At 71.9% G+C, this 22,081-nt stretch carries 18 protein-coding genes, 1 tRNA gene and 1 pseudogene; 14 read left to right on the top strand and 6 right to left on the bottom strand.

What is annotated here, in order from left to right; translation table 11 throughout:
- Positions 1-106: 106 nt before the first annotated feature.
- The 6 genes and pseudogenes from OG764_RS09095 (at position 107) to OG764_RS09070 (ending at position 3,715) form a co-directional block, all read left to right on the top strand.
- Positions 107-463, top strand: coding sequence for a hypothetical protein (locus OG764_RS09095; protein WP_328967897.1), 357 nt, complete (start codon positions 107-109; stop codon positions 461-463).
- Positions 464-548: 85 nt separating this feature from the next.
- A tRNA-Trp gene (locus tag OG764_RS09090) sits at positions 549-639 on the top strand.
- Positions 640-758: 119 nt separating this feature from the next.
- A complete protein-coding gene (locus OG764_RS09085) occupies positions 759-1,214 on the top strand; it encodes a hypothetical protein (protein ID WP_328967896.1) in 456 nt (151 codons plus the stop codon).
- 189 nt (positions 1,215-1,403) lie between these two features.
- Positions 1,404-1,718 (top strand): hypothetical protein, encoded by a 315-nt coding sequence (locus tag OG764_RS09080; RefSeq protein ID WP_328967895.1) that lies wholly within the window; start codon positions 1,404-1,406, stop codon positions 1,716-1,718.
- Positions 1,719-2,049: 331 nt separating this feature from the next.
- Positions 2,050-3,069: pseudogene (locus OG764_RS09075) on the top strand (thiamine pyrophosphate-dependent enzyme); the annotation flags it as partial.
- 253 nt (positions 3,070-3,322) lie between these two features.
- Positions 3,323-3,715: an ATP-binding protein gene (locus tag OG764_RS09070; protein ID WP_328967894.1), complete on the top strand. Its 393-nt coding sequence runs from the start codon at positions 3,323-3,325 to the stop codon at positions 3,713-3,715.
- A 95-nt stretch (positions 3,716-3,810) separates the two neighbouring features.
- On the opposite strand, the gene OG764_RS09065 is transcribed toward OG764_RS09070, so the two are convergent.
- Positions 3,811-4,920, bottom strand: a complete 1,110-nt coding sequence (locus OG764_RS09065; protein ID WP_328967893.1) for a DUF2637 domain-containing protein — start codon at positions 4,918-4,920, stop codon at positions 3,811-3,813.
- A 206-nt stretch (positions 4,921-5,126) separates the two neighbouring features.
- Entirely contained in the window at positions 5,127-6,026 is a 900-nt protein-coding gene (locus OG764_RS09060) for a (2Fe-2S)-binding protein (RefSeq protein WP_443055875.1), read from the bottom strand.
- A 96-nt stretch (positions 6,027-6,122) separates the two neighbouring features.
- On the opposite strand from OG764_RS09060, the gene OG764_RS09055 reads away from it, so the two are divergent.
- Positions 6,123-6,776, top strand: coding sequence for a GntR family transcriptional regulator (locus OG764_RS09055; RefSeq protein ID WP_328967892.1), 654 nt, complete (start codon positions 6,123-6,125; stop codon positions 6,774-6,776).
- 128 nt (positions 6,777-6,904) lie between these two features.
- Here OG764_RS09055 and OG764_RS09050 read toward each other — a convergent pair whose 3' ends face one another.
- The 4 genes from OG764_RS09050 to OG764_RS09035 all read right to left on the bottom strand — a co-directional run bounded on the left by OG764_RS09050 (position 6,905) and on the right by OG764_RS09035 (position 12,030).
- Positions 6,905-7,936, bottom strand: coding sequence for a terpene synthase family protein (locus OG764_RS09050; protein ID WP_328967891.1), 1,032 nt, complete (start codon positions 7,934-7,936; stop codon positions 6,905-6,907).
- Positions 7,937-7,941: 5 nt separating this feature from the next.
- Positions 7,942-9,285 carry a cytochrome P450 gene (locus tag OG764_RS09045; protein WP_328967890.1) on the bottom strand — a complete coding sequence of 448 codons (1,344 nt, stop codon included), beginning with the start codon at positions 9,283-9,285 and terminating at the stop codon, positions 7,942-7,944.
- A 164-nt stretch (positions 9,286-9,449) separates the two neighbouring features.
- A complete protein-coding gene (locus tag OG764_RS09040) occupies positions 9,450-10,208 on the bottom strand; it encodes a hypothetical protein (RefSeq protein ID WP_328967889.1) in 759 nt (252 codons plus the stop codon).
- Between the two features lie 157 nt (positions 10,209-10,365).
- The gene (locus OG764_RS09035) at positions 10,366-12,030 is read right to left on the bottom strand and encodes a PucR family transcriptional regulator (protein WP_328967888.1); all 1,665 of its coding nucleotides are present in this window, start codon (positions 12,028-12,030) and stop codon (positions 10,366-10,368) included.
- Between the two features lie 253 nt (positions 12,031-12,283).
- Between OG764_RS09035 and OG764_RS09030 the strand changes: the two genes are divergently transcribed.
- The 7 genes from OG764_RS09030 to OG764_RS09000 all read left to right on the top strand — a co-directional run bounded on the left by OG764_RS09030 (position 12,284) and on the right by OG764_RS09000 (position 22,057).
- Complete coding sequence (locus tag OG764_RS09030; protein WP_328967887.1) at positions 12,284-13,180, top strand: FAD binding domain-containing protein; 897 nt, start codon at positions 12,284-12,286, stop codon at positions 13,178-13,180.
- A 2-nt stretch (positions 13,181-13,182) separates the two neighbouring features.
- Positions 13,183-13,788: a (2Fe-2S)-binding protein gene (locus OG764_RS09025; RefSeq protein WP_328967886.1), complete on the top strand. Its 606-nt coding sequence runs from the start codon at positions 13,183-13,185 to the stop codon at positions 13,786-13,788.
- A 2-nt stretch (positions 13,789-13,790) separates the two neighbouring features.
- Entirely contained in the window at positions 13,791-16,196 is a 2,406-nt protein-coding gene (pucD, locus tag OG764_RS09020; protein ID WP_328967885.1) for a xanthine dehydrogenase subunit D, read from the top strand.
- A 261-nt stretch (positions 16,197-16,457) separates the two neighbouring features.
- Positions 16,458-17,918 carry an NCS2 family permease gene (locus tag OG764_RS09015; protein WP_328967884.1) on the top strand — a complete coding sequence of 487 codons (1,461 nt, stop codon included), beginning with the start codon at positions 16,458-16,460 and terminating at the stop codon, positions 17,916-17,918.
- 92 nt (positions 17,919-18,010) lie between these two features.
- Entirely contained in the window at positions 18,011-19,162 is a 1,152-nt protein-coding gene (locus tag OG764_RS09010) for an XdhC/CoxI family protein (protein WP_328967883.1), read from the top strand.
- A 429-nt stretch (positions 19,163-19,591) separates the two neighbouring features.
- A complete protein-coding gene (locus tag OG764_RS09005; RefSeq protein ID WP_328967882.1) occupies positions 19,592-20,800 on the top strand; it encodes a glycoside hydrolase family 6 protein in 1,209 nt (402 codons plus the stop codon).
- A 33-nt stretch (positions 20,801-20,833) separates the two neighbouring features.
- Positions 20,834-22,057 carry a GNAT family N-acetyltransferase gene (locus tag OG764_RS09000; protein ID WP_328967881.1) on the top strand — a complete coding sequence of 408 codons (1,224 nt, stop codon included), beginning with the start codon at positions 20,834-20,836 and terminating at the stop codon, positions 22,055-22,057.
- Positions 22,058-22,081: the final 24 nt, after the last annotated feature.

The raw sequence follows: 22,081 nt of genomic DNA, 5'->3' as shown, positions 1-22,081 counted from the left end.
CAGATATGCCAGTTGGCCGCGCATGCTTGCCAGCCCCTTCGGTAAGTGCCAACCTGGCATCCATAAGCACTGCGGGTAGCGACTCCATTGCAGACAGGGGCGATCCATGTCCAGTGATGTTCACGCACGTGCGGACGTGGCCGACGCCAACGCCCGCGAGGAAATAGCCGACTGCGACGTGTGCGCGGCGCTTCAGCGTGACGTCGAGCGCTATTCGGACAAGGGGTCGCCGTACTACAGCTACGCCCTTGCGTTGGAGGCGGCGGCGGAACTTCAGGAGCACAGAGCGCACGATGAGCGTGGGTACCGCTACGGTCCCCAGTTCACCGTGGAGTTGCGTGGCGCCGTTGATCGCCGGCTCACCGAACTCACCTCGGAGACGGCGTGGCTTGCGGACGCGGCAGCGTGCGCGGCGTACGTCGGCGACATTCTGGGCGAGGTACGCCCGCATCCTCCCCGCTAGACCCGCCGTCGACTGATCATCGACGCGCAGGGAGGCAGGGCCGCACCGCCATTGAGGTCGGCTACGTGTGGCCCGTGCCTCCTTTCTCTCCGTAGCTCAGTCAGGAAGAGCACCGCGCGCCAACCCCGGCATCCATCCCCGCGCGGGCGACCCCGGTTCGATTCCGGGCGGAGGGGCTCAGTGGATCTTGTGAGGTGAGAATGTCCCGCAAACGGGATCTCGGAGTGTCCGGGTGGGTCGCACTCCTGTCGTGGGTCGCAACCCTCGTCGTGCTCATGGCGAAGGGAGCCGGCGCATGAAACGGCAGACGCTCGGACGGTACGTCTGCGCCGTCAAAGCACTGGTGCCGCCGGCTACGAGGCTCCTTCTCCTCCGCGCGGCCGGCGTCGTCGACCTGGATCTCTGGGAGCACGTCATGCAGGTGCCGGTGCTGCGCTGCGGTCTGGAGACGCACGACGGCCCGCACTGGACGCTGCTGTACGAAGCCGCGGATAGCACGTGCTGCTGGCTGCGGTGGGAGGACGGGTCGCCGACCGGCAGGGTCGCGGCTCTCCCCGAGTGCCCGGCGTCGCTCGACGCCTCCACTCCCTGTGAGCTTTTCCGCATGCACCCTGGCGGCCACACGTGGGAGGTCACAGACCCGGACGACGAGCTGTGGAATGCGGTGATGCCCGTGTTCTGCGAGATGTACGGGGCTGGCCACCGTGGCCCCGTCAAGCGAGCCGAAGACGTCGATGCAGATCTAGACTGACGGCTGCCCCCATGGAAGGACTGACTCATGCGCCCCGCACGATTCCAGGAGTTCGCCGTCGACGCGCTGGCGGCAGCGCCTGATGTACAGGCGGTAGAGCCCTGGCAGGAGGCGGACGGAAGTCGGCCCTTTGGCCTCTGCGTCCGATTCACATCCGGCGCGCAGCTTTGGGTGGCGATCACGCACGTCTTGGCGCCTGGTGAGAAGCTCACCGACTCGGAGGCGCCCGTCAAGGGCGACCCGGCCCCGATCCTCGACTATCCGGCGCTGTACGACGACAAGATGATCTCCCCAGCCCGCGCGGAGGCCTACCTCGTAGCTGCCCTCACGCACGCGCAGTCGGAGGAGATCAGCTCTGCCTACGCGTACGGCGAGCAGCCCCAGAATCCAGGGTTCGGCGTGCACTTCCACAACGAGTCCAAGATCTACTGCCCCTTCGTCTTCACCGCGCGACAGGGGCAGAGCCGAGGCAGCCGAGCATTCGACTTGCAGGCTGCATTCTGAGTCTCCGCCCGCGCGTTGGCGGAGAGGTACCGCACCACCGGCACCACCTATCACTAGGAGGACTGGAACATGTGCGCAACGAACTCGTCTACGCGGCGGCCCGCGGCTGTCCGCTTCGACCCCGCTCAGTGCGACGGCAGCTGTGGCGTCTGCGGCCTGATCGTCGGAGCTGCTTCGGGTGAGCCGGTAGCCATGCACCAGCGGGGTGGAACGGGCACGGAGACGTGTCCCGGAAGCGGCACACCGGCGGTCTAGCAGCAGAGCAAGGGAAGCCCCGGTCACCGTTTGGTGGCCGGGGCTTTCGCTTGGCGGCGACATACGCAGGTAGTTCCAGTACGACAACCCGTACGACGTCGGCATGAGCGGGCTGCTCGGCTACGGCGCCGCCTACGAGGCCACCCACGAGTGCGACCTGCTGATCCTGCTCGGCACGGACTTCCCGTACAACGCCTTCCTCCCCGACGACGTGAAGATCGTGCAGGTGGACGTGCGGCCCGAACACCTCGGCCGCCGCACCACGCTGGACCTCGCCGTGTGGGGCGACGTACGGGAGACCCTGCGCTCCCTGACCCCGCGGGTGCGCGCCAAGACCGACCGGCGGTTCCTCGACCGGATGCTGAAGAAGCACGCCGACGCGCTCGAAGGCGTCGTGAAGGCCTACACCCGCAAGGTCGAGAAGCACACCCCGATCCACCCCGAATACGTCGCCTCGGTCCTCGACGAACTCGCTGCGGAGGACGCTGTGTTCACCGTGGACACGGGAATGTGCAACGTATGGGCGGCGCGTTACATTTCCCCGAACGGCAAGCGCCGCATCATCGGTTCCTTCAGCCACGGCTCCATGGCCAACGCCCTGCCGCAGGCGATCGGAGCCCAGTTCACCGACCGCGGGCGTCAGGTGATCTCCATGTCGGGCGACGGCGGCTTCTCGATGCTGATGGGAGATTTCCTCACCCTCGTGCAGTACGACCTGCCCGTCAAAGTGGTCCTGTTCAACAACTCGTCCCTCGGCATGGTCGAACTGGAAATGCTCGTCGCCGGACTGCCTTCGTACGGAACCACCAATCACAATCCGGACTTCGCGGCGATCGCCCGCGCCGCCGGCGCCTACGGGGTGCGGGTCGAGAAACCCAAGCAGCTCGCGGGCGCGCTGAAGGACGCCTTCCGCCACAAAGGTCCTGCTCTCGTGGATGTCGTGACCGATCCCAACGCCCTGTCCATCCCGCCCCGGATCAGCGCCGACATGGTCACCGGCTTCGCCCTTTCGGCGAGCAAGATCGTGCTGGACGGCGGGGTGGGGCGGATGCTCCAGATGGCCCGGTCCAACCTGCGGAATGTGCCCAGGCCATAAACCGATCCGTAAACACCGCCCGGGGCGCCTTCGGCCTGCCGTGATACGGCCGTGACCGGCAGGAATGCCGCCGCCCGGGCGGGGCATCATCCCGTAGACCTGTTCGAGGAAGGGGGTGTGAGTCGCCGTGCGGGTGGGGGCGAAAGCGATGCAGCCAAGGCGAACACGACCGTCAGCGCGAGGGGCGGCCGAGGACGAGGACACCGAAGTGGAGGCGATACCGGGCAGTCGCGGAACGCACACCGGCCACCGGATGAGCCGCTCGTTACGGCGGGCCGATCTGAGGGCGGTGGGCGAAGTCCGCCGGGCACTGCGCGACCTGCTGAGGCACTGGGGCCGTCCCGACTCCGCCGCCGTGGCGGAACTGCTCACCACGGAACTCGTCACCAACGCGCTCGTCCACACCGACCAGGGCGCCGAGGTCACCGCCAGCCTCGCAGCCTGCCGACTGCGGGTGGAGGTGCGGGACTTCACCTCCCGGCATCCCCGACCGTACGTACCGACCGCCGACGACGGTACGCACGGCAGGGGGCTCCTGCTGGTCCAGGCGCTCTCCGACGCCTGGGGCGTGGTCAGTGCGCACGGGGCCGGGAAGGTCGTCTGGTTCGAAATCGACGGGCGGGAACCGGACGGGGGCCCGGCCTGAGCGTGTGCTCGGGCCGGGCCCCCGTCGGGTCGGCCGGTGTCCGGCCGGTCCGCCGGTGTCCGGCCGGCCTGCCGCTGTCCGGCGGACCGGTGCGATCAGCCGAACTGCTGCTCCAGGTCCTTGAGTTTGCGCTCCAGCGAGTCGAGCCGCGGGATCGTCTGGGTGTCGTCCTCGGCGGTGAGGTCCACGGTCCGCGGCCCGTCCGCGCCCGCGCCGCCGAATCCCGAACCGCCGTTACCCGTGCCGCCGTTCAGCGCCTGTAGGGAGGGCCGCCCGGGGGCGCCCCCGGACGGGATCTGGGATACCAGGGGCAGTTGTCCCGGCTCGGTTATGGCGGGCTCCGCGCCGACCGGCGCGGAGCCCGCTCCCGTCCCGAGTTCCGGCAGGTCCAGCTGCCGGCCGCGCTGCCGCCCGAAGGCCCGGTGCTGCCGGCCGAGCGCCTTGATGCGCGCCCGGTCCAGCCGGTGCTGATCGCGCCGCCGGTGCCGGTCCTGCTCCTTCTCCCGCTTGTCCTCGCGCACTTCCTCGACGGCCTCGTCGAGGGTGCGGACGCCCTCCAGGAGCATCAGCGACCAGGCGCCGAAGGTCTCGCGCGGCGCCCGGAGCCAGCGGACCATCCGGATCTGCGGCAACGGCCGCGGAATCAGGCCCTGTTCGCGCAAGGCGGCCCGGCGGGTCTGCTTGAGCGCGCGGTCGAAGAGCACGGCCGCCGACAGCGACATCCCGGCGAAGAACTGCGGGGCGCCGTCGTGGCCCATCCCGCGCGGCGCGTGCACCCAGTTGAACCAGGCCGCGGCGCCCGCGAACATCCAGACCAGCAGTCGGGAACCGAGGGCCGCGTCGCCGTGGCTGGCCTCGCGGACGGCGAGCACCGAGCAGAACATGGCGGCGCCGTCGAGGCCGAAGGGGACCAGGTACTCCCAGCCGCCGGAGAGGTTGAGGTTCTGCCGGCCGAAGCCGACGAGGCCGTGGAAGGAGAGCGCCGCGGCGACCGCCGCGCAGCAGAACAGCAGGACGTACGAGGCGGTGCCGTAGATCGCCTCCTTGCGCCGCCGCCGCTCCTCGCTGCGCTCCCAGCTGTCCTCCGCCGCCGCCTTCTCCCCTTCGCGCTTGCCGCGGGCCAGCACCGCCACTGCCGCAAGCACGCCCAGGATCAGCAGGCTGCCGGGCAGCAGCCAGTCCAGCGATATGTCGGTCAGTCTCATCCGGTGTCCCTTTGCCTCGCGACTGCGGCTTTCCGGGCGCCATAGTGGCGGATCCCGTCCGGCCCGCACGCGGGTTTCGGGTCAAGTGGACGCCTTCGGGGGGCGCGGCCCTCCGGATAGGGTGATCTGAGTCGAACTCCCGCGCGACCATGCGTAGTTGAGTTCGAATACGGCCACCCGGGCGGGTGGCGTGAGGCGGCTGGGGTCTAGGAGGCCGCGGCGGCGGACAGTCGTGCGACGCGGTCCGCGTCACAGGTGCGCGGGCAGGTGATGCAGGTGTCGTCGGGCCGGATCGTGTAGAAGAGGCAGCAGCCGGCCCGGTCGCGGGTGGGCAGCTCCTCGCCCCGCGGGCCGGTGAGCGTCCGGAAGGCCGCGCCGCCCGTGTACGGGGCGGTCGCGCCGGGCATCAGCAGCTCCAGCTCCGCCATCGCCCGCGGCTCCTCGCCCAGCAGGTGCCCGACGTACCACAGGCTCTCCACGACCTCGTCGGTCACCATGGCCCACAGGGCCCGCCGGCCGCGCCGCATCCGGGGGCCGAATCCTTCCAGCAGCGGGCCGAGGTGCGCGGCCACCGCCGCGCGCACCTCCGCCCGCAGGGCCTCCTCGTCGGGCACGACCCGGGCTCCGGGCAGGTCCGCGGCCGGGTCGGACGGCAGGCAGGCGAAGCTCTCGACGACGACCGACATGCGTCCGGCCGTCCGGTGGAACGCGACCCCGTCCGCGGGGATCCGCGGGACCCGGCGCGCCAGGAACCAGGGCACCGTGACGAGCAGGCAGGCAGGCCAGGCGTACCGGTGCAGCCCGAAGCCGGCGACCACGTCCGGCCGGGCGGTCCGGCCGTAGTCCCGCAGGACCTGTGCGTGGTCCCAGGCGAGGAAGGCGTCGAGGGCGGTCCCGCCGGCCGCCAGCTCGCCCGCGCCGACCCAGCCCGCACCGCGCGGCGCCGGCTCGCAGGCCGTGCGCTCCCGCACCCGCAGCCCCGGGAACGCCTCGGCCATACGTGCGTACGCGTCGGCCACCGGGGAGCCGGCCGGGGTGCACGGGCCCGTGCCGCCGGAAGCCGGGCCGGCGGCGGGGGCGACGGGAAGCAAAGCCGGGACGGTCATGGCGGGGACCACCGAATCGAGCGATCGTTAACAGGTTAGCCTTACCTTACCCACATGGAGGCAGGTCCTATCAACGGTGTCCCATATCCTCGGAGCGTGCACAGCGAAGCATCCCTCCCGCCCCAGAAGGTGGTCCGCCACTCGGTGCGCGGGCAGATCCTCGATGCCCTGCGTGCCGCGCTCGTCGACGGCGACCTGGTGCCCGGAGAGATCTACTCCGGCCCGGCGCTGGGGGAGCGCTTCGGCGTCTCGGCCACGCCGGTGCGCGAGGCGATGCAGCAGCTGGCCCTCGAAGGCGCCGTCGAATGCCTGCCCAACCGCGGCTTCCGGGTGGTCGTGCGCACCGCGCGGGAGCTCGCCGAACTGGCGGAGGTCCGGGCGCTGCTGGAGGTGCCGGTGATGCTGCGCCTGGCACGTACTACCCCGGTGGACGCCTGGACGGCGCTGCGGCCCGCCGCCGCGGCCACCGCGACCGCCGCCGCGGCCGGCGACGTGCCCGGCTACGCGGACTCCGACCGGGCCTTCCACCGCGCGGTGCTCTCGCTGGCGGGCAACGAGCAGCTGGTCCTGGTCGCCGACGACCTGCACCGGCGCGCCCAGTGGCCGGCCCCGGACTCCCCGCGGATCCGCCGGGCCGACCTGGTGGCGGACGCGGCGGAGCACTCCGCCCTCCTGGAGGCCCTGATCGCCCAGGACCTCCAGGTCGTCGAATCACTCGTACGGGAGCACTTCACCGGCGCCCCGCGCTGACGCCGCGCCCCCTCCGGACCGGCCCTCCGACCCGCCGGCCGGGCCCTCACCGGCGGGTCTCCGGCGCCCGGCCGCGGCGCCCTGACGGGGGCTTCACCGACGCCTCATCGCAGCGCCCGGCGGCAGGCTCACCACAGCGCCCGGTAGATCCGCGCCCACGGCCGGGGCCGCTCGGCCTCCCGCACGCCGGCTTCCGAGTACCTCCCGGTCAACAGGGACCAGTCGCGGGTCGCCCGCATCCAGTCCTCCATGCAGCACACCAGCCGGTGGACCGCCTCCTCTCCGCCCGCCGTCAGCCGGTGCTCGCGGCGGACCTCGTCGATGCCGGCGGCGAGCCGCCGGAACTCTCCGACCCGCTCGGCGACCATGCGGACCGCCTCGCGGGCGGCCTCCTCCGCCGTGCACCCGGTCGCGGACTGCAGCACCGGCACGATGTTGTGGAACTCGCCCGAGGCCAGCTCCTTGCCCAGGGACGCCAGGTCGTTGGTGAGCGCCACGACCTCGCTGCTCAGATCGGCCATGGTGGTGAGGCGCTCGCACGCACGGGCCTCCGGCGGGATCTCCATCCCGGTCAGCCGTTCCACCAGGTCGAAGCAGGAATCCGTGCCGATGGTGGCCCGGCGCACGGTCATGTACCGCGCCGGTGCCGGCGGGCCGGAGGCGTCCCGGTCCGCCGCCTCGCCCGCGTACCCGCTGATGAAGCGGGTCCAGCTGTCCCGGTGCCGGCGCCGCCACGCGGGTGACATGCCGGCGGCCGAGCGCTCCCACAATTCGCGGAAGGTGTCCTTCAGCGGGTCCGGCGGTCCGGTGCGCGGCCCGCCGTCCATGACGTCGACGGTTGCGGCCGCGATGGCCGCGACGCGCCCTGGATCCCGGCCCAGCGGGCTGTCGAACTGGTCGTCGAACACGAAGAACCAGCCCATCCAGTCCGTCATCAGGTCCAGCGCCTCCCCGGTGGCGAACGGGTAGGCGCGAGCGGCCAGTTGGTCCAGCCGCAGTACGTCGTAGGCGGCCAGGTCGCGCGAGGACAGCAGCCCGCGGTCGTGCATCCACCGCAGACTGCGCCGGCGGGCCCGTTCGACGTCCGGACTCACCCGCTCAGGGAAGGGCAGGTCCAGGTCGTGGAGGTGGCCCCGGGTGTCCACCGTGTCTCTGCGCATCGTGCTCACCGCGCACGCAGCCGTATGCCCAGCCGCCGCGGACGCAGGATGGTCGCGAGCCTGGCCGGCCGGAGGTCGGCGCCGGGGGCCACCTCCAGGTGCCACCGGCTCACCACGCTGGCCAGCGCCACCGCGGTCTCCCCGAGGGCGAAGGTGTCGCCGATGCACTTGCGGGCCCCGCCTCCGAAGGCCGCGAAGGCGCCCCGGGGAAGTCCGGCGGCACGCTCGGGCAGCCACCGGTCCGGGTCGAAGGCGTCCGGCCGCTCGAAGAGGTCGGCCCGGCGCTGGACGACGTACGGGCTGAAGACCACGGTGCTGCCGGCCGGGATGGGGTGTCCGGCCAGCTCGGCCCCGGGGCCCGTGGTGATCCGGGTGAGCAGCCACCCCGCGGGGTAGAGCCGCATCGTCTCGGTGAGCACCCGACGGGTGAATTCGAGCCGCGGCACGTGCTCCCAGCGGGCCTGGTCGCCGTCGAGGACCTCGTCCACCTCGGCCCGCAGCCGCTCCTGGAGCTCCCCGTCCTGCGCGAGCAGCAGGCAGGCCCAGGTGAGGGTGGCCGCCGAGGTCTCGGAGCTGGCGGCGAGCAGGGTGACCATCTGGTCGTGCAGTTCGGTGGGGGTGGGCTCGCGGCCCATCCGGCCGCCGGAGGCGAGCACGACGGAGAGCACGTCCCCGTGGTCCTCGCCGGTCTCGCGGTACCGGTCGATCAGCTCGTCGATGGCGCCGTGGAGGTCGGCGATCGCGCCGGCGTAGCGGCGCCGGCCGGGAGTGGGCAGTTTCTGCAGCGGGCCCGGCACCAGCATCCGGGCGAAAATGTTGCCGAGCATGACGTCGAACGACCGCTCGATGCGGCGGGCCGTCGTGTCGGCTATGTCGGTCGAGAACAAGGCGCGAACAGCTGTTCCCAGCGTGAAGTGGTACCAGGTGCTGAAGGCGTCGATGACACATCCGTCGTACCAGGACTCCTGCAACGGGCCCAGCCGATGCTCCATCGCCGCCCCGTACTGCGCGAGCCGCTCGGGCCGGAAGGCCGGCTGGAGCAGCCGCCGCTGCGCCCGGTGTTCCGCGTGTGGGCAGCTGCCGAGGCCGTTGCCGAGGAAGTCCCGCGCCTTCTCGTAGAGCAGGCCTCCTTTGTCGAAGGTCCGGTCGTCCGCCAGGACTTGGTGCAGAAGGTCCTGGTGGCACGGCACGTAGGCGGTCTGCGGGCCCAGCCTGATCTCCACCAGGTCACCGTATTGGGGCAGTTCCGAAAGGAACTGCAGGGGACGGCGCAGCAACTGCCGTCCGTGGCCGACAAGCGGGAGCGCCCCTGGTGCGGTCCCCGCCGTGAACTGCGTCTTCACTGACATGCCTGGCAGGGTGCCCATCAGGGCCGGAGCCACAAACACTGATCTTGCGGCGCATCGGCGCCCGGTGCGGAGCACGGTGCACCGGAGCGCCCCCGCGGTCACGGGGGCGCTCCCCGCCCGAGCTGTGCTTCCGCTCGCGCCCGCGAGCGGGAACCGCGGAGCGGTCAGGCCGTGGCGGGCGTGAGGCTCGCCGCCAGCCAGGTCGGCACGCCCCCCAGCAGCTGGACCAGCCGCCGGGCCTCGGCCCGCAGCCGTCCGGCTTCCGGTTCCTCCGCCGCGTCGGCGAGCGCCGCGAGCGCCGGGGCCGTTCCGATCAGATACCCCAGCTCCTCGCGGAGCAGTAGCGACTGGGTGAATCCGTTCCGGGCCTCGGTGATCTCGCCGTCCCGCAGGGCGAGCCCCGCCAGGTGCCGCCAGGTGAAGGACAGCAGCAGGGTGTCCCCGTGCGCCGCGGCCGCGGTGTGCGAGCGGTCGTAGGCCGCCCTGGCCGCCTGGGGTGAGCCCGCGATGTTCTCCGCGACCAGCCCGCGGCGGAAGTCCAGCAGTGCCCGCCGGGGCGAAGAGAGCGAGATCAGGGCGGCTGCGCGGCCCAGTGCGGAGCGGGCCTCGTCGGCCCGGTCCCGTACGCCCAGCCGGGTGGCGGCGTACGCCAGGTAGCCGCGCTCGCAGGCGGCCTCGCCGCGTTCGTCGTCCGTCCCGGCGGCGGCTTCGGCGACACGCAGTGCCTCCTCGGCCTCCGTCCAGCCGGCCTCCGTGTACAGGCACCGCTCGATCAGCAGGGACGCGCGCTGCAGTGCGGCGCCCGGAGCCGCCGCGTGCGGTTCGAGCAGCGCCGCCGCATCCGTCCAGCAGCCGCGGGACCGCAGCCGCCATATCGCCCGCTGGAGGGGGTCGTCGCCCCCAGCCGTTCCGGTTTTCGACATGGCGGTGTCCGCCACATTGCCCTCCCCAAAGCGCGCCATTGAGCCCTGGGGCGAATCCCAGCACACACCGGCGTGATCGGCCAAGGGGTCAGGTGAACCCTTTCACAAAGTCTGGAACAGACTATGTGATCATCAGTCAGGTTGTGCCAACTCTTCGTCAGCTCATGCGCAGGGCAAGGAAGAAGTCGAGCTTGTCCTCCAGCCGGGACAGGTCCCGGGCCGTCAACTGCTCGATTCGCCCGACCCGGTAGCGCAGGGTGTTGACGTGCAGGTGCAGACGCGTCGCACAGCGGGTCCAGGAGCCGTCGCAGTCGAGGAACGCCTCCAGGGTCGGGATCAGCTCGGCGCGGTGGCGCCGGTCGTAGTCCCGCAGCGGGTCCAGCAGCCGCGCCGTGAACGCCCGGCGGACGTCGTCCGGGACGAACGGCAGCAGCAGCACGTGCGAGGCCAGCTCGTGGTGGCCCGCGGCGCACACCCGGCCGGGGCGGGCGGCGGCGACCCGGCGTGCGTGCCGGGCCTCCTCCAGCGCGCCGCGCAGCCCTTCCGCGGAGTGCACGGCGGCGCTCACGCCCAGGGTCAGCCGCCCGTCGTCGGCCAGTCCCGCCGCGAGCGGCTCCCGTACGGTCGCCAGCAGGGCGTCGGCATGCAGGGCGGAGTCCGGCTCGCCCTCGGCGGCCAGCGCGGCCAGCGGCACCAGCGCGATGGCCTCGTCACCCGCGTGCGCCACCGCGATCCGGTCCGAGGGCTCCGGGCCCGAGACGCCCGGGTCGACCAGGATCTCCTCCAGCAGGGACTGCGCCACCGGGCCGCCGGGGATGTCCCCGCCGTCCCAGTCCACCCGGGCCACCACGACCTGCCAGTGCGGGGCCGTGCCCAGCCCCGGCAGCAGCACGGGCGCCGCGACCCGCAGGCGGGCCGCGATCTCGGCCGGCGCCGCACCCGTCTGGACCAGTTCCAGGACCTCCTGGGCCAGCCGGCGGCGCACCGTGCGGGCCGCGTCCCGGCGGTCCCGCTCGACGGCGATCAGCTGGGTCACGCCCTGCAGCAGGTCGAGCCGCTCGGCCGGCCAGTCGCCGGCGTCCGCCTCGACGGCCAGCAGCCAGTCCGAGAGGACGCTCTCGCGCACGTCGCGGACGGCCGGCGCGGCCCCCCGGGCGTGACCCTTGATCGGGAAGAGCGAGTACGTAATACCCTGGATGGAGATCCGGTGCGGGCCCCTGCGGCCGGTCCGGACCGCTGCCAGGTGCTCACTGGCGAGCGCCGCGCACACGCCCGGCGCCAGGGGCTCTCCGGCCCCGGCGATCTGCCGGCCCGTGGGGGAAAGCACCCACGCGCGCAGATCGAGGTCCGTGGTGAGCAGATCGAGCACGACGTCCGGTCCGCCCCCGGCGGGGCCCGACGTCATCAGTCGGCGGTGCCGGTCCACGACGGCCGCGAGGTCCCCGGCGCGCTCCCCGGACACCTGCCGGACCACGTATTCCGTGATGGTGGCGAATGCAACGTCCTCGTTCACCGCGAACAGCGGCAGGCGGTTGCGGCGGCAGGCCGAAACCAGATCGTCGGGGATGTCGCCGAGTTCCGCTTCGCCGGCCGCGAGGCCCGCGACACCCGCGCTCGCAAGGATTCGTACGAATGGCTCGGAGTCGGCTGAATTCTTTCGCCACGCGAGCCCTGTCAGCACCAATTCGCCGCCGGAGAGGTATCGGCTGGGGTCCCGCAGGTCGGTCGTCATCACGCCACGGACCGTACGGTCGAGCTCCTCTTCGCCGCCCAGGAGCCGCAGGCCCAGTGCCTCGGTTTCCAGTAGTGCGCGCAGCCTCATGGGGTCGCCGCCGATCTGTCTCGATGTTGCCGTTGAAAATCGGAGAGGCTGCTCGGCCTCGCCTTTTATACGAATCTACAAGACGAGGGAGGCGCCCAGCCAACTCCTTCATGGTTTCGGTGACTGCACCCGGGGGACGCGCGGCTTGTGTACTGACTCCACACCGCGTTAACAGCACGTGAACGACCAGTCGAGGGACTTCGGCCCTCCTGGCTTGAAGTGAACGACTCGATGAAGAAGAAGAGAGCCGCACATGGACTTCCTTCGCCCCGCCAGCTGGGAGGAGGCGCTCGCCGCTAAGGCCGAGCACCCCACAGCTGTGCCGATTGCGGGTGGCACCGATGTGATGGTCGAGATCAACTTCGACCACCGTCGTCCGGAGTACCTCCTGGACCTGAACCGCATCGGTCTGCTGCGGGAGTGGGAGGTCGGTGAGGACGTCGTGCGCCTGGGCGCCTCCGTCCCGTACACGCAGATCATGGAGAACCTCCGCACGGAGCTTCCCGGTCTCGCGCTCGCCTCGCACACGGTCGCGTCCCCGCAGATCCGCAACCGCGGCGGCGTCGGCGGCAACCTCGGTTGCGCCTCGCCGGCCGGTGACTCCCACCCCGCACTGCTCGCCGCGGGCGCCGAGGTCGAGGTGGAGTCCGTACGCGGCTCCCGCCTGATCCCGATCGACGAGTTCTACACCGGCGTGAAGCGCAACGCGCTCGCCGCCGACGAGCTCATCAAGACCATCCACGTCAAGAAGGCGGACGGTCCCCAGCAGTACTCCAAGGTCGGCTCCCGCAACGCGATGGTCATCGCGGTCTGCGCGTTCGGTCTGGCACTGCACCCCGAGACCCGGACGGTCCGCACCGGCATCGGTTCGGCCGCGCCGACCCCGATCCGGGCGAAGGCCGCCGAGGAGTTCCTGAACGCCGCGCTCGAAGAGGGCGGCTTCTGGGAGTCCGGCAAGGTCATCACCCCGTCGATCGCCAAGCAGTTCGGTGACCTCGCCTCCGGCGCGGCCAACCCGATCGACGACGTCCGCGGCACGGCGAAGTACCGCCGGCACGCGGTCGGCATCATGGCTCGCCGCCAGCTCGTCTGGACCTGGGAGCAGTACCGCGGTACCGGCAACGGCCGCTCGCTTGAAGGGGCTGCGTAATCATGCGCGTCAATTTCACTGTCAACGGTCGTCCGCAGGAAGCCGACGATGTGTGGGAGGGCGAGTCCCTCCTCTACGTCCTGCGCGAGCGCCTCGGCCTGCCGGGTTCGAAGAACGCGTGTGAGCAGGGCGAGTGCGGTTCCTGCACCGTCCGTCTCGACGGCGTGCCGGTCTGTTCCTGCCTGGTCGCGGCCGGTCAGGTCGAGGGCCGCGACGTCGTGACCGTCGAGGGCCTGGCGGAGTTCGCCAAGCAGCGCGAGGAGCACGGCCACGGCGGCGCCTGCGGCACCGGCGGCGGCTGCGGCGGCAAGGGCGTGTCCCTGGACGCGGCCAAGCAGTGGCAGCCCAAGCCGGGCGACTCGCAGACCGGCGAGGGCGTCGAGCTCTCCAACATCCAGCAGGCGTTCATCGACGCCGGCGCCGTCCAGTGCGGTTTCTGCACCCCGGGCCTCCTGGTCCAGGCCGACGCGCTGCTGGAGGAGAACTCCTCCCCGTCCGACCAGGACATCCGTGAGGCCCTGTCCGGCAACCTCTGCCGCTGCACGGGCTACGAGAAGATCCTCGACGCGGTCCGCCTCGCGGCCGCCCGTCAGGGAGAGGCGGTCTGACCATGGCTCAGAACACCCGCACCACTCCGGCCGGTACCCCGACCAACGTCACCCAGAAGCACAACAAGGGCGGCATCGGCGAGTCCACGCTCCGCCCGGACGGCACCCTGAAGGTCACCGGCGAGTTCGCGTACTCCTCGGACATGTGGCACGAGGACATGCTGTGGGGCCAGACCCTGCGCAGCACCGTCGCCCACGCCGAGATCGCCTCGATCGACATCTCCGAGGCGCTCGCCATGCCCGGCGTCTACTCGGTGCTGACGTACGACGACCTGCCGGCCGAGATGAAGAACTACGGCCTGGAGATCCAGGACACCCCGGTGCTGGCCAACGGCCGGGTACGCCACCACGGTGAGCCGGTCGCCCTCGTGGCCGCCGACCACCCGGAGACCGCCCGCCGCGCGGCCGCCAAGATCAAGATCGACTACCGCGAGCTGCCGGTGGTCACGGACGAGGCCTCGGCGCTCGCCGCCGACGCGCCGCTGATCCACGAGGGCCGCGACGACCACCACTCCGGTCACGTCCCGCACCCGAACATCGTGCACCGCCAGCCGATCATCCGCGGCAACGTGGAAGAGGCCCGCAAGCGCGCCGACGTCATCGTCGAGGGCGAGTACACCTTCGGCATGCAGGACCAGGCCTTCCTCGGCCCGGAGTCCGGCCTGGCCGTGCCGTCGGAGGACGGCGGTGTCGACCTCTACGTCGCCACCCAGTGGCTGCACTCGGACCTCAAGCAGATCGCCCCCGTCCTCGGCCTGCCCGAGGAGAAGGTGCGCATGACGCTCTCCGGCGTCGGCGGTGCCTTCGGCGGCCGCGAGGACATCTCGATGCAGATCCACGCCTGCCTGCTGGCCCTGGCCACGAACAAGCCGGTCAAGATCGTCTACAACCGGTTCGAGTCGTTCTTCGGTCACGTGCACCGTCACCCGGCGAAGCTCTACTACGAGCACGGCGCCACCAAGGACGGCAAGCTCACGCACATGAAGTGCAAGATCGTGCTCGACGGCGGCGCCTACGCCTCGGCCTCCCCGGCCGTCGTCGGCAACGCGTCGTCCCTCTCGGTGGGTCCGTACGTCCTGGAGGACGTGGACATCGAGGCGATCGCGCTCTACACGAACAACCCGCCCTGCGGCGCGATGCGCGGCTTCGGCGCCGTCCAGGCCTGCTTCGCGTACGAGGCCCAGATGGACAAGCTCGCGGCGAAGCTGGGCATGGACCCGGTCGAGTTCCGCCAGCTCAACGCCATGGAGATGGGCACGATCATGCCCACCGGCCAGGTCGTGGACTCCCCGGCGCCCGTCGCCGAGCTGCTGCGCCGGGTCAAGGCCCGTCCGCTGCCGCCCGAGCGCCAGTGGGAGACCGCCGGCGAGGGCGCGGACGTCCGCGCGCTGCCCGGCGGCCTCTCCAACACCACGCACGGCGAGGGCGTCGTCCGCGGTGTCGGCTACGCGGTCGGCATCAAGAACGTCGGCTTCTCCGAGGGCTTCGACGACTACTCCACCGCCCGGGTCCGCCTGGAGGTCATCAACGGCGAGCCCGTCGCGATGGTCCACACGGCCATGGCGGAGGTCGGCCAGGGCGGTGTCACCGTGCACGCCCAGATCGCCCGTACGGAGCTGGGTGTCACGCAGGTGACCATCCACCCGGCCGACACGCAGGTCGGCTCCGCCGGTTCCACGTCCGCCTCGCGGCAGACGTACATGACCGGTGGCGCCGTGAAGAACACCTGTGAGGCCGTCCGCGAGGCCGTCCTGGAGATCGGCCGCCGCAAGAAGGGCTCCTACCACCCGGCGTGGGCCACCGCCGAGCTGCTGCTCGAAGGCGGCAAGGTCGTCACCGACGGCGGCGAGGTCCTCGCGGACATCGCGGAGGTCCTGGAGGGCGAGGACGCGATCGACCTCGAACTCGAGTTCCGCCACCGCCCGACCGTCCCGTTCGACCTGAAGACCGGCCAGGGCGACGGCCACGTCCAGTACACGTTCGCCGCGCACCGCGCGGTGGTCGAGGTGGACACCGAGCTCGGCCTCGTCAAGGTCGTCGAGCTGGCCACCGCCCAGGACGTCGGCAAGGCGCTGAACATGCTCTCCGTGGTCGGCCAGATCCAGGGTGGCACCACCCAGGGCCTCGGCGTGGCGATCATGGAAGAGATCATCGTGGACCCGAAGACCGCGAAGGTGCGCAACCCCTCCTTCACGGACTACCTGATCCCGACCATCCTCGACACCCCGACCATCCCGGTCGACGTCCTGGAGCTCGCCGACCCGAACGCGCCGTACGGCCTTCGCGGTATGGGCGAGGCGCCGACCCTGTCGTCCACCCCGGCCGTCCTCGCGGCGATCCGGCAGGCGACCGGTCTGGAGCTCAACAAGACGCCGATCCGTCCGGAAGCCCTCACCGGCACCCTCTAGGACGGCGCGCTCCGGGGGCCGCGAGGCCCCCGGACCCCGGACTCTCCGGGCGGTGCGGGACGGGAACGTCACACTTCACGCCCACACCGCCCGGAGTATCGAAGTACCGCACCGCTCGCGGTCCCTTCACCCCCACGCACCATCCACGAACGCTTCGTCTCGGGCCGTCACCCCGGGTCGTGCAGCCAAACGCAGCATCCCAAATCCCGCGATCTCCAATCTTCATGCGGGTGCCCCTTTGAACCTTGGGAGTTAGGCACCATGACCCAGTCGTCAGTGGAGTCCAAGACCACCGCGGAAGATGCGGGCTCCGGCTCGCTCAACCCCGCCGGACGGTCCTGGCTCGACCGGTACTTTCACATAACCCACAGAGGATCCAACGTCGGCAACGAGGTTCGTGGCGGTATCACGACCTTCATGGCGATGGCGTACATCCTTCTTCTCAACCCCCTGATCCTCTCGGGGAAAGACGCCGCCGGTGACACCCTGAGCCAGAAGGCTCTCATCACGGCCACCGCCTTCGCCGCGGCCGTGACCACGCTCCTCATGGGCTTCGTGGGCAAGGTTCCGCTCGCCCTGGCCGCCGGACTCTCGGTGTCCGGTGTGCTCGCCTCCCAGGTCGCCCCCGAGATGACCTGGCCGCAGGCCATGGGCATGTGCGTGATGTACGGCGTCGTGATCTGTCTCCTGGTCGTCACCGGCCTCCGCGAGATGATCATGAACGCGATCCCGCTCGCCCTCAAGCACGCGATCACCATGGGCATCGGCATGTTCGTCGCCCTGATCGGCCTGGTGAAGGCCGGATTCGTGCACGCTTCCCAGGGTGGCGGTCCCGTCACCCTCGGTCCCGCCGGCGAGCTCGCCGGCTGGCCCGTCCTGATCTTCTGCGTGACCCTGCTGGCCATCTTCATGCTGCAGGCGCGCAAGGTGCCCGGCGCGATCCTGATCGGCATCGTCGGCGGAACCATCCTCGCCACCCTCCTCAACGTCGTCGCCGACATCGACCCGAAGGCCTGGCGCAGCGGCCCGCCGGAGCTCGCCGGCTCCGCGGTCTCGATGCCCGACTTCTCGCTCTTCGGCGACGTCGAGTTCGGCGGCTGGGGCGAGGTCGGCGCCATGACGATCGGCATGATCGTCTTCACCCTGGTGCTGGCCGGCTTCTTCGACGCGATGGCCACCATCATCGGCGTCGGCACCGAGGCCAAGCTCGCCGACGACAAGGGCCGCATGCCCGGCCTGTCGAAGGCCCTGTTCATCGACGGCGCAGGCGGTGCCATCGGCGGCGTCGCGGGCGGCTCCGGCCAGACCGTGTTCGTCGAGTCCGCCACCGGTGTCGGCGAGGGCGCCCGTACGGGCCTCGCCTCCGTGGTCACCGGCCTGTTCTTCGCCGCCTGCATCTTCTTCACCCCGATCACGCAGATCGTCCCGGGTGAGGTCGCCTCCGCGGCCCTGGTCGTCATCGGCGCGATGATGATGCAGAACGCCCGCCACGTGGACTGGGCCGACAGCTCGGTCGCGATCCCGGTCTTCCTGACCGTCGTGATCATGCCCTTCACGTACCAGATCACCGCCGGTGTCGCCGCGGGCGTCATCTCGTACGTCGCCATCAAGGTCGCGCAGGGCAAGGCCCGCGAGATCGGCGGCTTCATGTGGGGCCTCACCGCGATCTTCGTGGTGTTCTACGCTCTGCACCCGATCGAGGGCTGGCTCAACATCCACTGAGCACGGGCGCCGTCCGGGCCCCGCGAAGGGCCGGGGCGGCGCTTTCCCCTTCACCCGTCCGATACTGGAACCGATCCTCCGAGGAGGCCGACATGCTGGACATCGCCGAAGAGCTGAACCGGTGGGTCGAGCAGGGACGAGACTTCGCCGTCGCCACGGTCGTGGCGGTGGGCGGCAGCGCGCCCCGGCAGCCCGGCGCCGCGCTCGCCGTCGACGCCGACGGCACGGCCATCGGATCGGTCTCCGGCGGGTGCGTGGAGGGCGCCGTCTACGACCTGTGCCGGCAGGCGCTCGACGACGGCGAGAGCGTCCTGGAACGCTTCGGCTACAGCGACGACGACGCCTTCGCGGTCGGCCTGACCTGCGGCGGCATCATCGACATACTCGTCACCCCGGTGCGCGCCGGCGCCCCCGGGCGCGCCGTCTTCGAGGCCGCGCTGGCCGCCGCCGCACAGGGCGAGCCCGCCGCCGTGGCCCGGATCGCCGCCGGCCCGGCCGAGCTGATGGGCCGCGCCGTGCTGGTCCGCGCCGAGGGGCCGTACGAGGGCGGACTCGGCGGTCACCCCGAGCTCGACCGCACGGTCGCCGAGGAGGCCCGCGCCATGCTGGACGCCGGGAAGACCGGCGTGCTGGAGATCGGCGCCGACGGGCGGCTCTGCGGCGAGCCGCTCACGATCCTCGTCGAGTCCAGCGTGCCCGCGCCGCGCATGATCGTCTTCGGGGCCATCGACTTCGCGTCCGCGCTCGTGCGGATCGGCAAGTACCTCGGCTACCACGTCACGCTCTGCGACGCGCGGCCGGTCTTCGCGACCCGGGCCCGCTTCCCCGACGCCGACGAGATCGTCGTCGACTGGCCGCACCGCTACCTCGCCGGGGCCGCCGTCGACGGCCGCACCGTGCTGTGCGTGCTGACGCACGACGCCAAGTTCGACGTGCCGCTGCTCGAACTCGCGCTGCGGCTGCCGGTCGCGTACGTCGGCGCGATGGGGTCCCGCCGGACCCACGAGGACCGCAACAAGCGGCTGCGCGAGGTCGGTGTCACCGAGCTCGAACTCGCCCGGTTGCGCTCTCCGATCGGCCTGGACCTCGGTGCGCGCTCCCCGGAGGAGACGGCGCTCTCCATCGCCGCCGAGATCGTCGCCAACCGGCGGGGCGGCAGCGGGTCCTCGCTGACCGGTGCGCACACCCCGATCCACCACGACGCCTCCGCCACCACCGTCACCCGCATCGGCGTGGTCGCCTAACCACCCCCGACCCCCCAGCCGTGCCGGCGACCCCGCGCAACCTCAGCCCTGGCGGGCCTCCCCCAACCTCGCCGCCTGCCCGAGGGGCAACCCCCTGCCTGGACGGCAACCTCCAGCCTCGCCGACCTCGCGGGCGCGAAACCCCGGCCTCGCCCGCTGCCCGAGGGGTCACTCCAGCCTCGCCGGCGTTTGAGGCGCTGGTCCGGGCGGAGCCCGGTGCCCGGCGGAGCCGGGTTGTCCTTGGGGCTCCGCCCCAAACCCCGCGCCTCAAACGCCGGCGAGGCTGAGGGGTGTTGCGCCCAGCGCGTCGGCGGGGCTGGTGGGGCGGGCAAGGGCGGTGACGGGGGCAACCCGTGCGGGTTGTGGGTTTGCGCCGGGCGGGTAACGCGGCTTGACCCGCCCACGGACCCTGCACCAGCGTCGGCTGCCGTGCACCACCGACACCTCGTACGGGCCCTGCTGCCCGCCGCCGCCCTCGCGGCCGTCCTGCTCCCCGGCGCCCCGTCCGTACCCGCCCTGCCGGCGGTCCACCGGCAGGCCGCCGTACCCGAACTGCCCCTCTACGTCCCGGCCGCCAACCCCGCGGCGCACGCCCAGGCCCGGCAGCTCGGTGCCGCCGGCCGGGGCCGCGAGGCGGAAGCGATCACCGCGATGGCCGCCACCCCGCACGCCGTGTGGCTCGGCGACCAGACACCGGCCCAGGCGGAGGCCGAAGCCCGCGCGACCACCCTGGACGCGGCCCGGCAGCAGTCCCTGCCGGTCCTCGTCCTCTACAACGTGCCGGGCCGGGACTGCTCCCAGTACTCGGCGGGCGGCGCCTCCGGCACGGCCGCGTACCGCAACTGGATCGACGCCGTCGCCCGCGGCATCGACGACCACCGCGCGATCGTCGTCCTGGAACCCGACTCGCTGGCCCTGCTGCCGCGCGAGTGCCCGGCGGACGTGGCCGGCGGCGACGAGGCGGCCGGCACCCGGACCGCCGCCCGCTACACCGAGATCGACTACGCGGTACGGGCCCTGGAGGCCAAGCCGGCCACCGACGTCTACCTCGACACCGGGCACGCCGGCTGGCACACCGTCAACAGCATCGTGCCCCGGCTGCGGCAGGCCGGCATCGACCGGGCCACCGGCTTCGCCGTCAACGTCTCCAACTACAACACCGACGCCGCCAACGTGTGGTTCGCCTACCTGGTCTCCGTCTGCCTCGCGTACGCCGAGTCCGGCGGTGACAGCGCCCACTGCCCCGACCAGTGGCGCCCGCACGCCGAAGCGCAGGCCTGGATCGACGCCCGCGCCCGGGTACTGGATCCGGCCAGGATGAAACACTTCGTCACCGACACCAGCCGCAACGGCCGCGGTCCGTGGAAGGCCCCCGCGGGCAAGTACCGCGAGCCGCAGGACTGGTGCAACCCGCCCGGTCGGGGCCTGGGCGTCCGGCCCAGCACCCGCACCGGGTACGTCCTCCACGACGCCACCCTCTGGATCAAGACCCCGGGGGAGTCGGACGGCTCGTGCCTGCGCGGCACCCGCGGCCCGCGCGACCCCGAGCGCGGGGTGGCCGCACCGAAGGCCGGCGAATGGTTCCCCGATCAGGCCCTGGAACTGGTACGACTGGCAAATCCGGCCATTATGCGGTGACCCGTCCCCCAATGAGGGTTTAGGGTCCGGGACATGGTGGACATCCGTGACGTACCCGAGGACGAGATCGACCGCGCGCTGGAACTCGCCTACCTGGTCTTCCACGACCGGCCCGAGGAAGAGGAACGCGCCCACCACCACGATCTGCTGGCCGGCTGCGAACGCATCGGCGCCTACGACGGCGCCGCGCTGGTCGGCTTCATGGCCGCCCACCCGTTCCGGCTGTCCGTCCCCGGGGCCGATCTGCCCTGCCCGTGCCTCACGTTCGTCTCGGTGGCGCCCACCCACCGCCGCCGCGGGGTGCTCAGCGCGCTGATGGCGGAGCAGTTGGACCGGGCGGCCCGCGCGGGCCGCCCGATCGCCGCGCTGTGGGCCTCCGAGGCCGCCATCTACGGGCGGTTCGGCTTCGGCGCGGCCACCCACGGTCTGACCGTGGAGATCGACTCGACGCGGCCGCTCGCCCTGCGCGTCACCCCCGACGGGCGGCCGCTGCGGCTCGTCGACCCGGCCGACGCCCCGGCCCTGCTCGGCCCGTACTACGAGCGCACCCGCGCGGGCCGGGCCGGCCGCACCACCCGGGACGAGGAGCGCTGGCGCACCGAGTGGCTGCGCGAGAAGGACAGCGAGGACGAGCAGCTGAGCCCGCCGCGGATCATCACGCTCGGCGACCCGCTCGCCGGGTACGTCGTCTACCGCACCAAGGCCGAGGACGACGGCGGCCCGGTACGGGTCCCCGGGCTGGTGCGCGTCGACGAACTGGAGGCCGACACCCCGCAGGCCGCCGCCGCCCTGTGGAACTGCGTCGCCTCCCTCGACCTCACCGGCAAGGTGAGCGCCTGGGGCCGGCCGGCCGACGACCCGCTGCTGCACTTCGCCGCCGACCGCGACCAGGTCAAGGTCACCTCGCAGTTCCCGGCGCTGTGGGTCAGGCTCGTCGACGTGCCCGCCGCGCTGACCGCGCGCGGCTGGGCCGCCCCGGTGGAGATCGTCCTGGAGCTGTCCGACGCCCGGCTGCCGGCCAACGCCGGCCGGTTCCGCCTGAAGGCCGGACCGGACGGCGCCTCCTGCGAACCGGCCCGCGCCCCGGCGGACCTCGGCCTCGACGCCCGCGACCTGGCCGCCTGCTACCTGGGCGGCACCGCCGCCGCCGCACTCGTACGGGCCGGGCTCGCCGTCGAGCACACCCCGGGCGCGGCCGCCGCCCTCGACGCGGCGCTGCGCACGGAACTGCTACCGCACACCCTCGACGAATTCTGACCCCGCTCACCCGCCCCGGCCGTG

Source organism: Streptomyces sp. NBC_00239, from assembly GCF_036194065.1.
Classification (GTDB): Bacteria; Actinomycetota; Actinomycetes; order Streptomycetales; family Streptomycetaceae; genus Streptomyces.
Note: the sequence above shows the minus strand (reverse complement) of the source record. Positions and strands in the feature narration are given on the sequence as shown.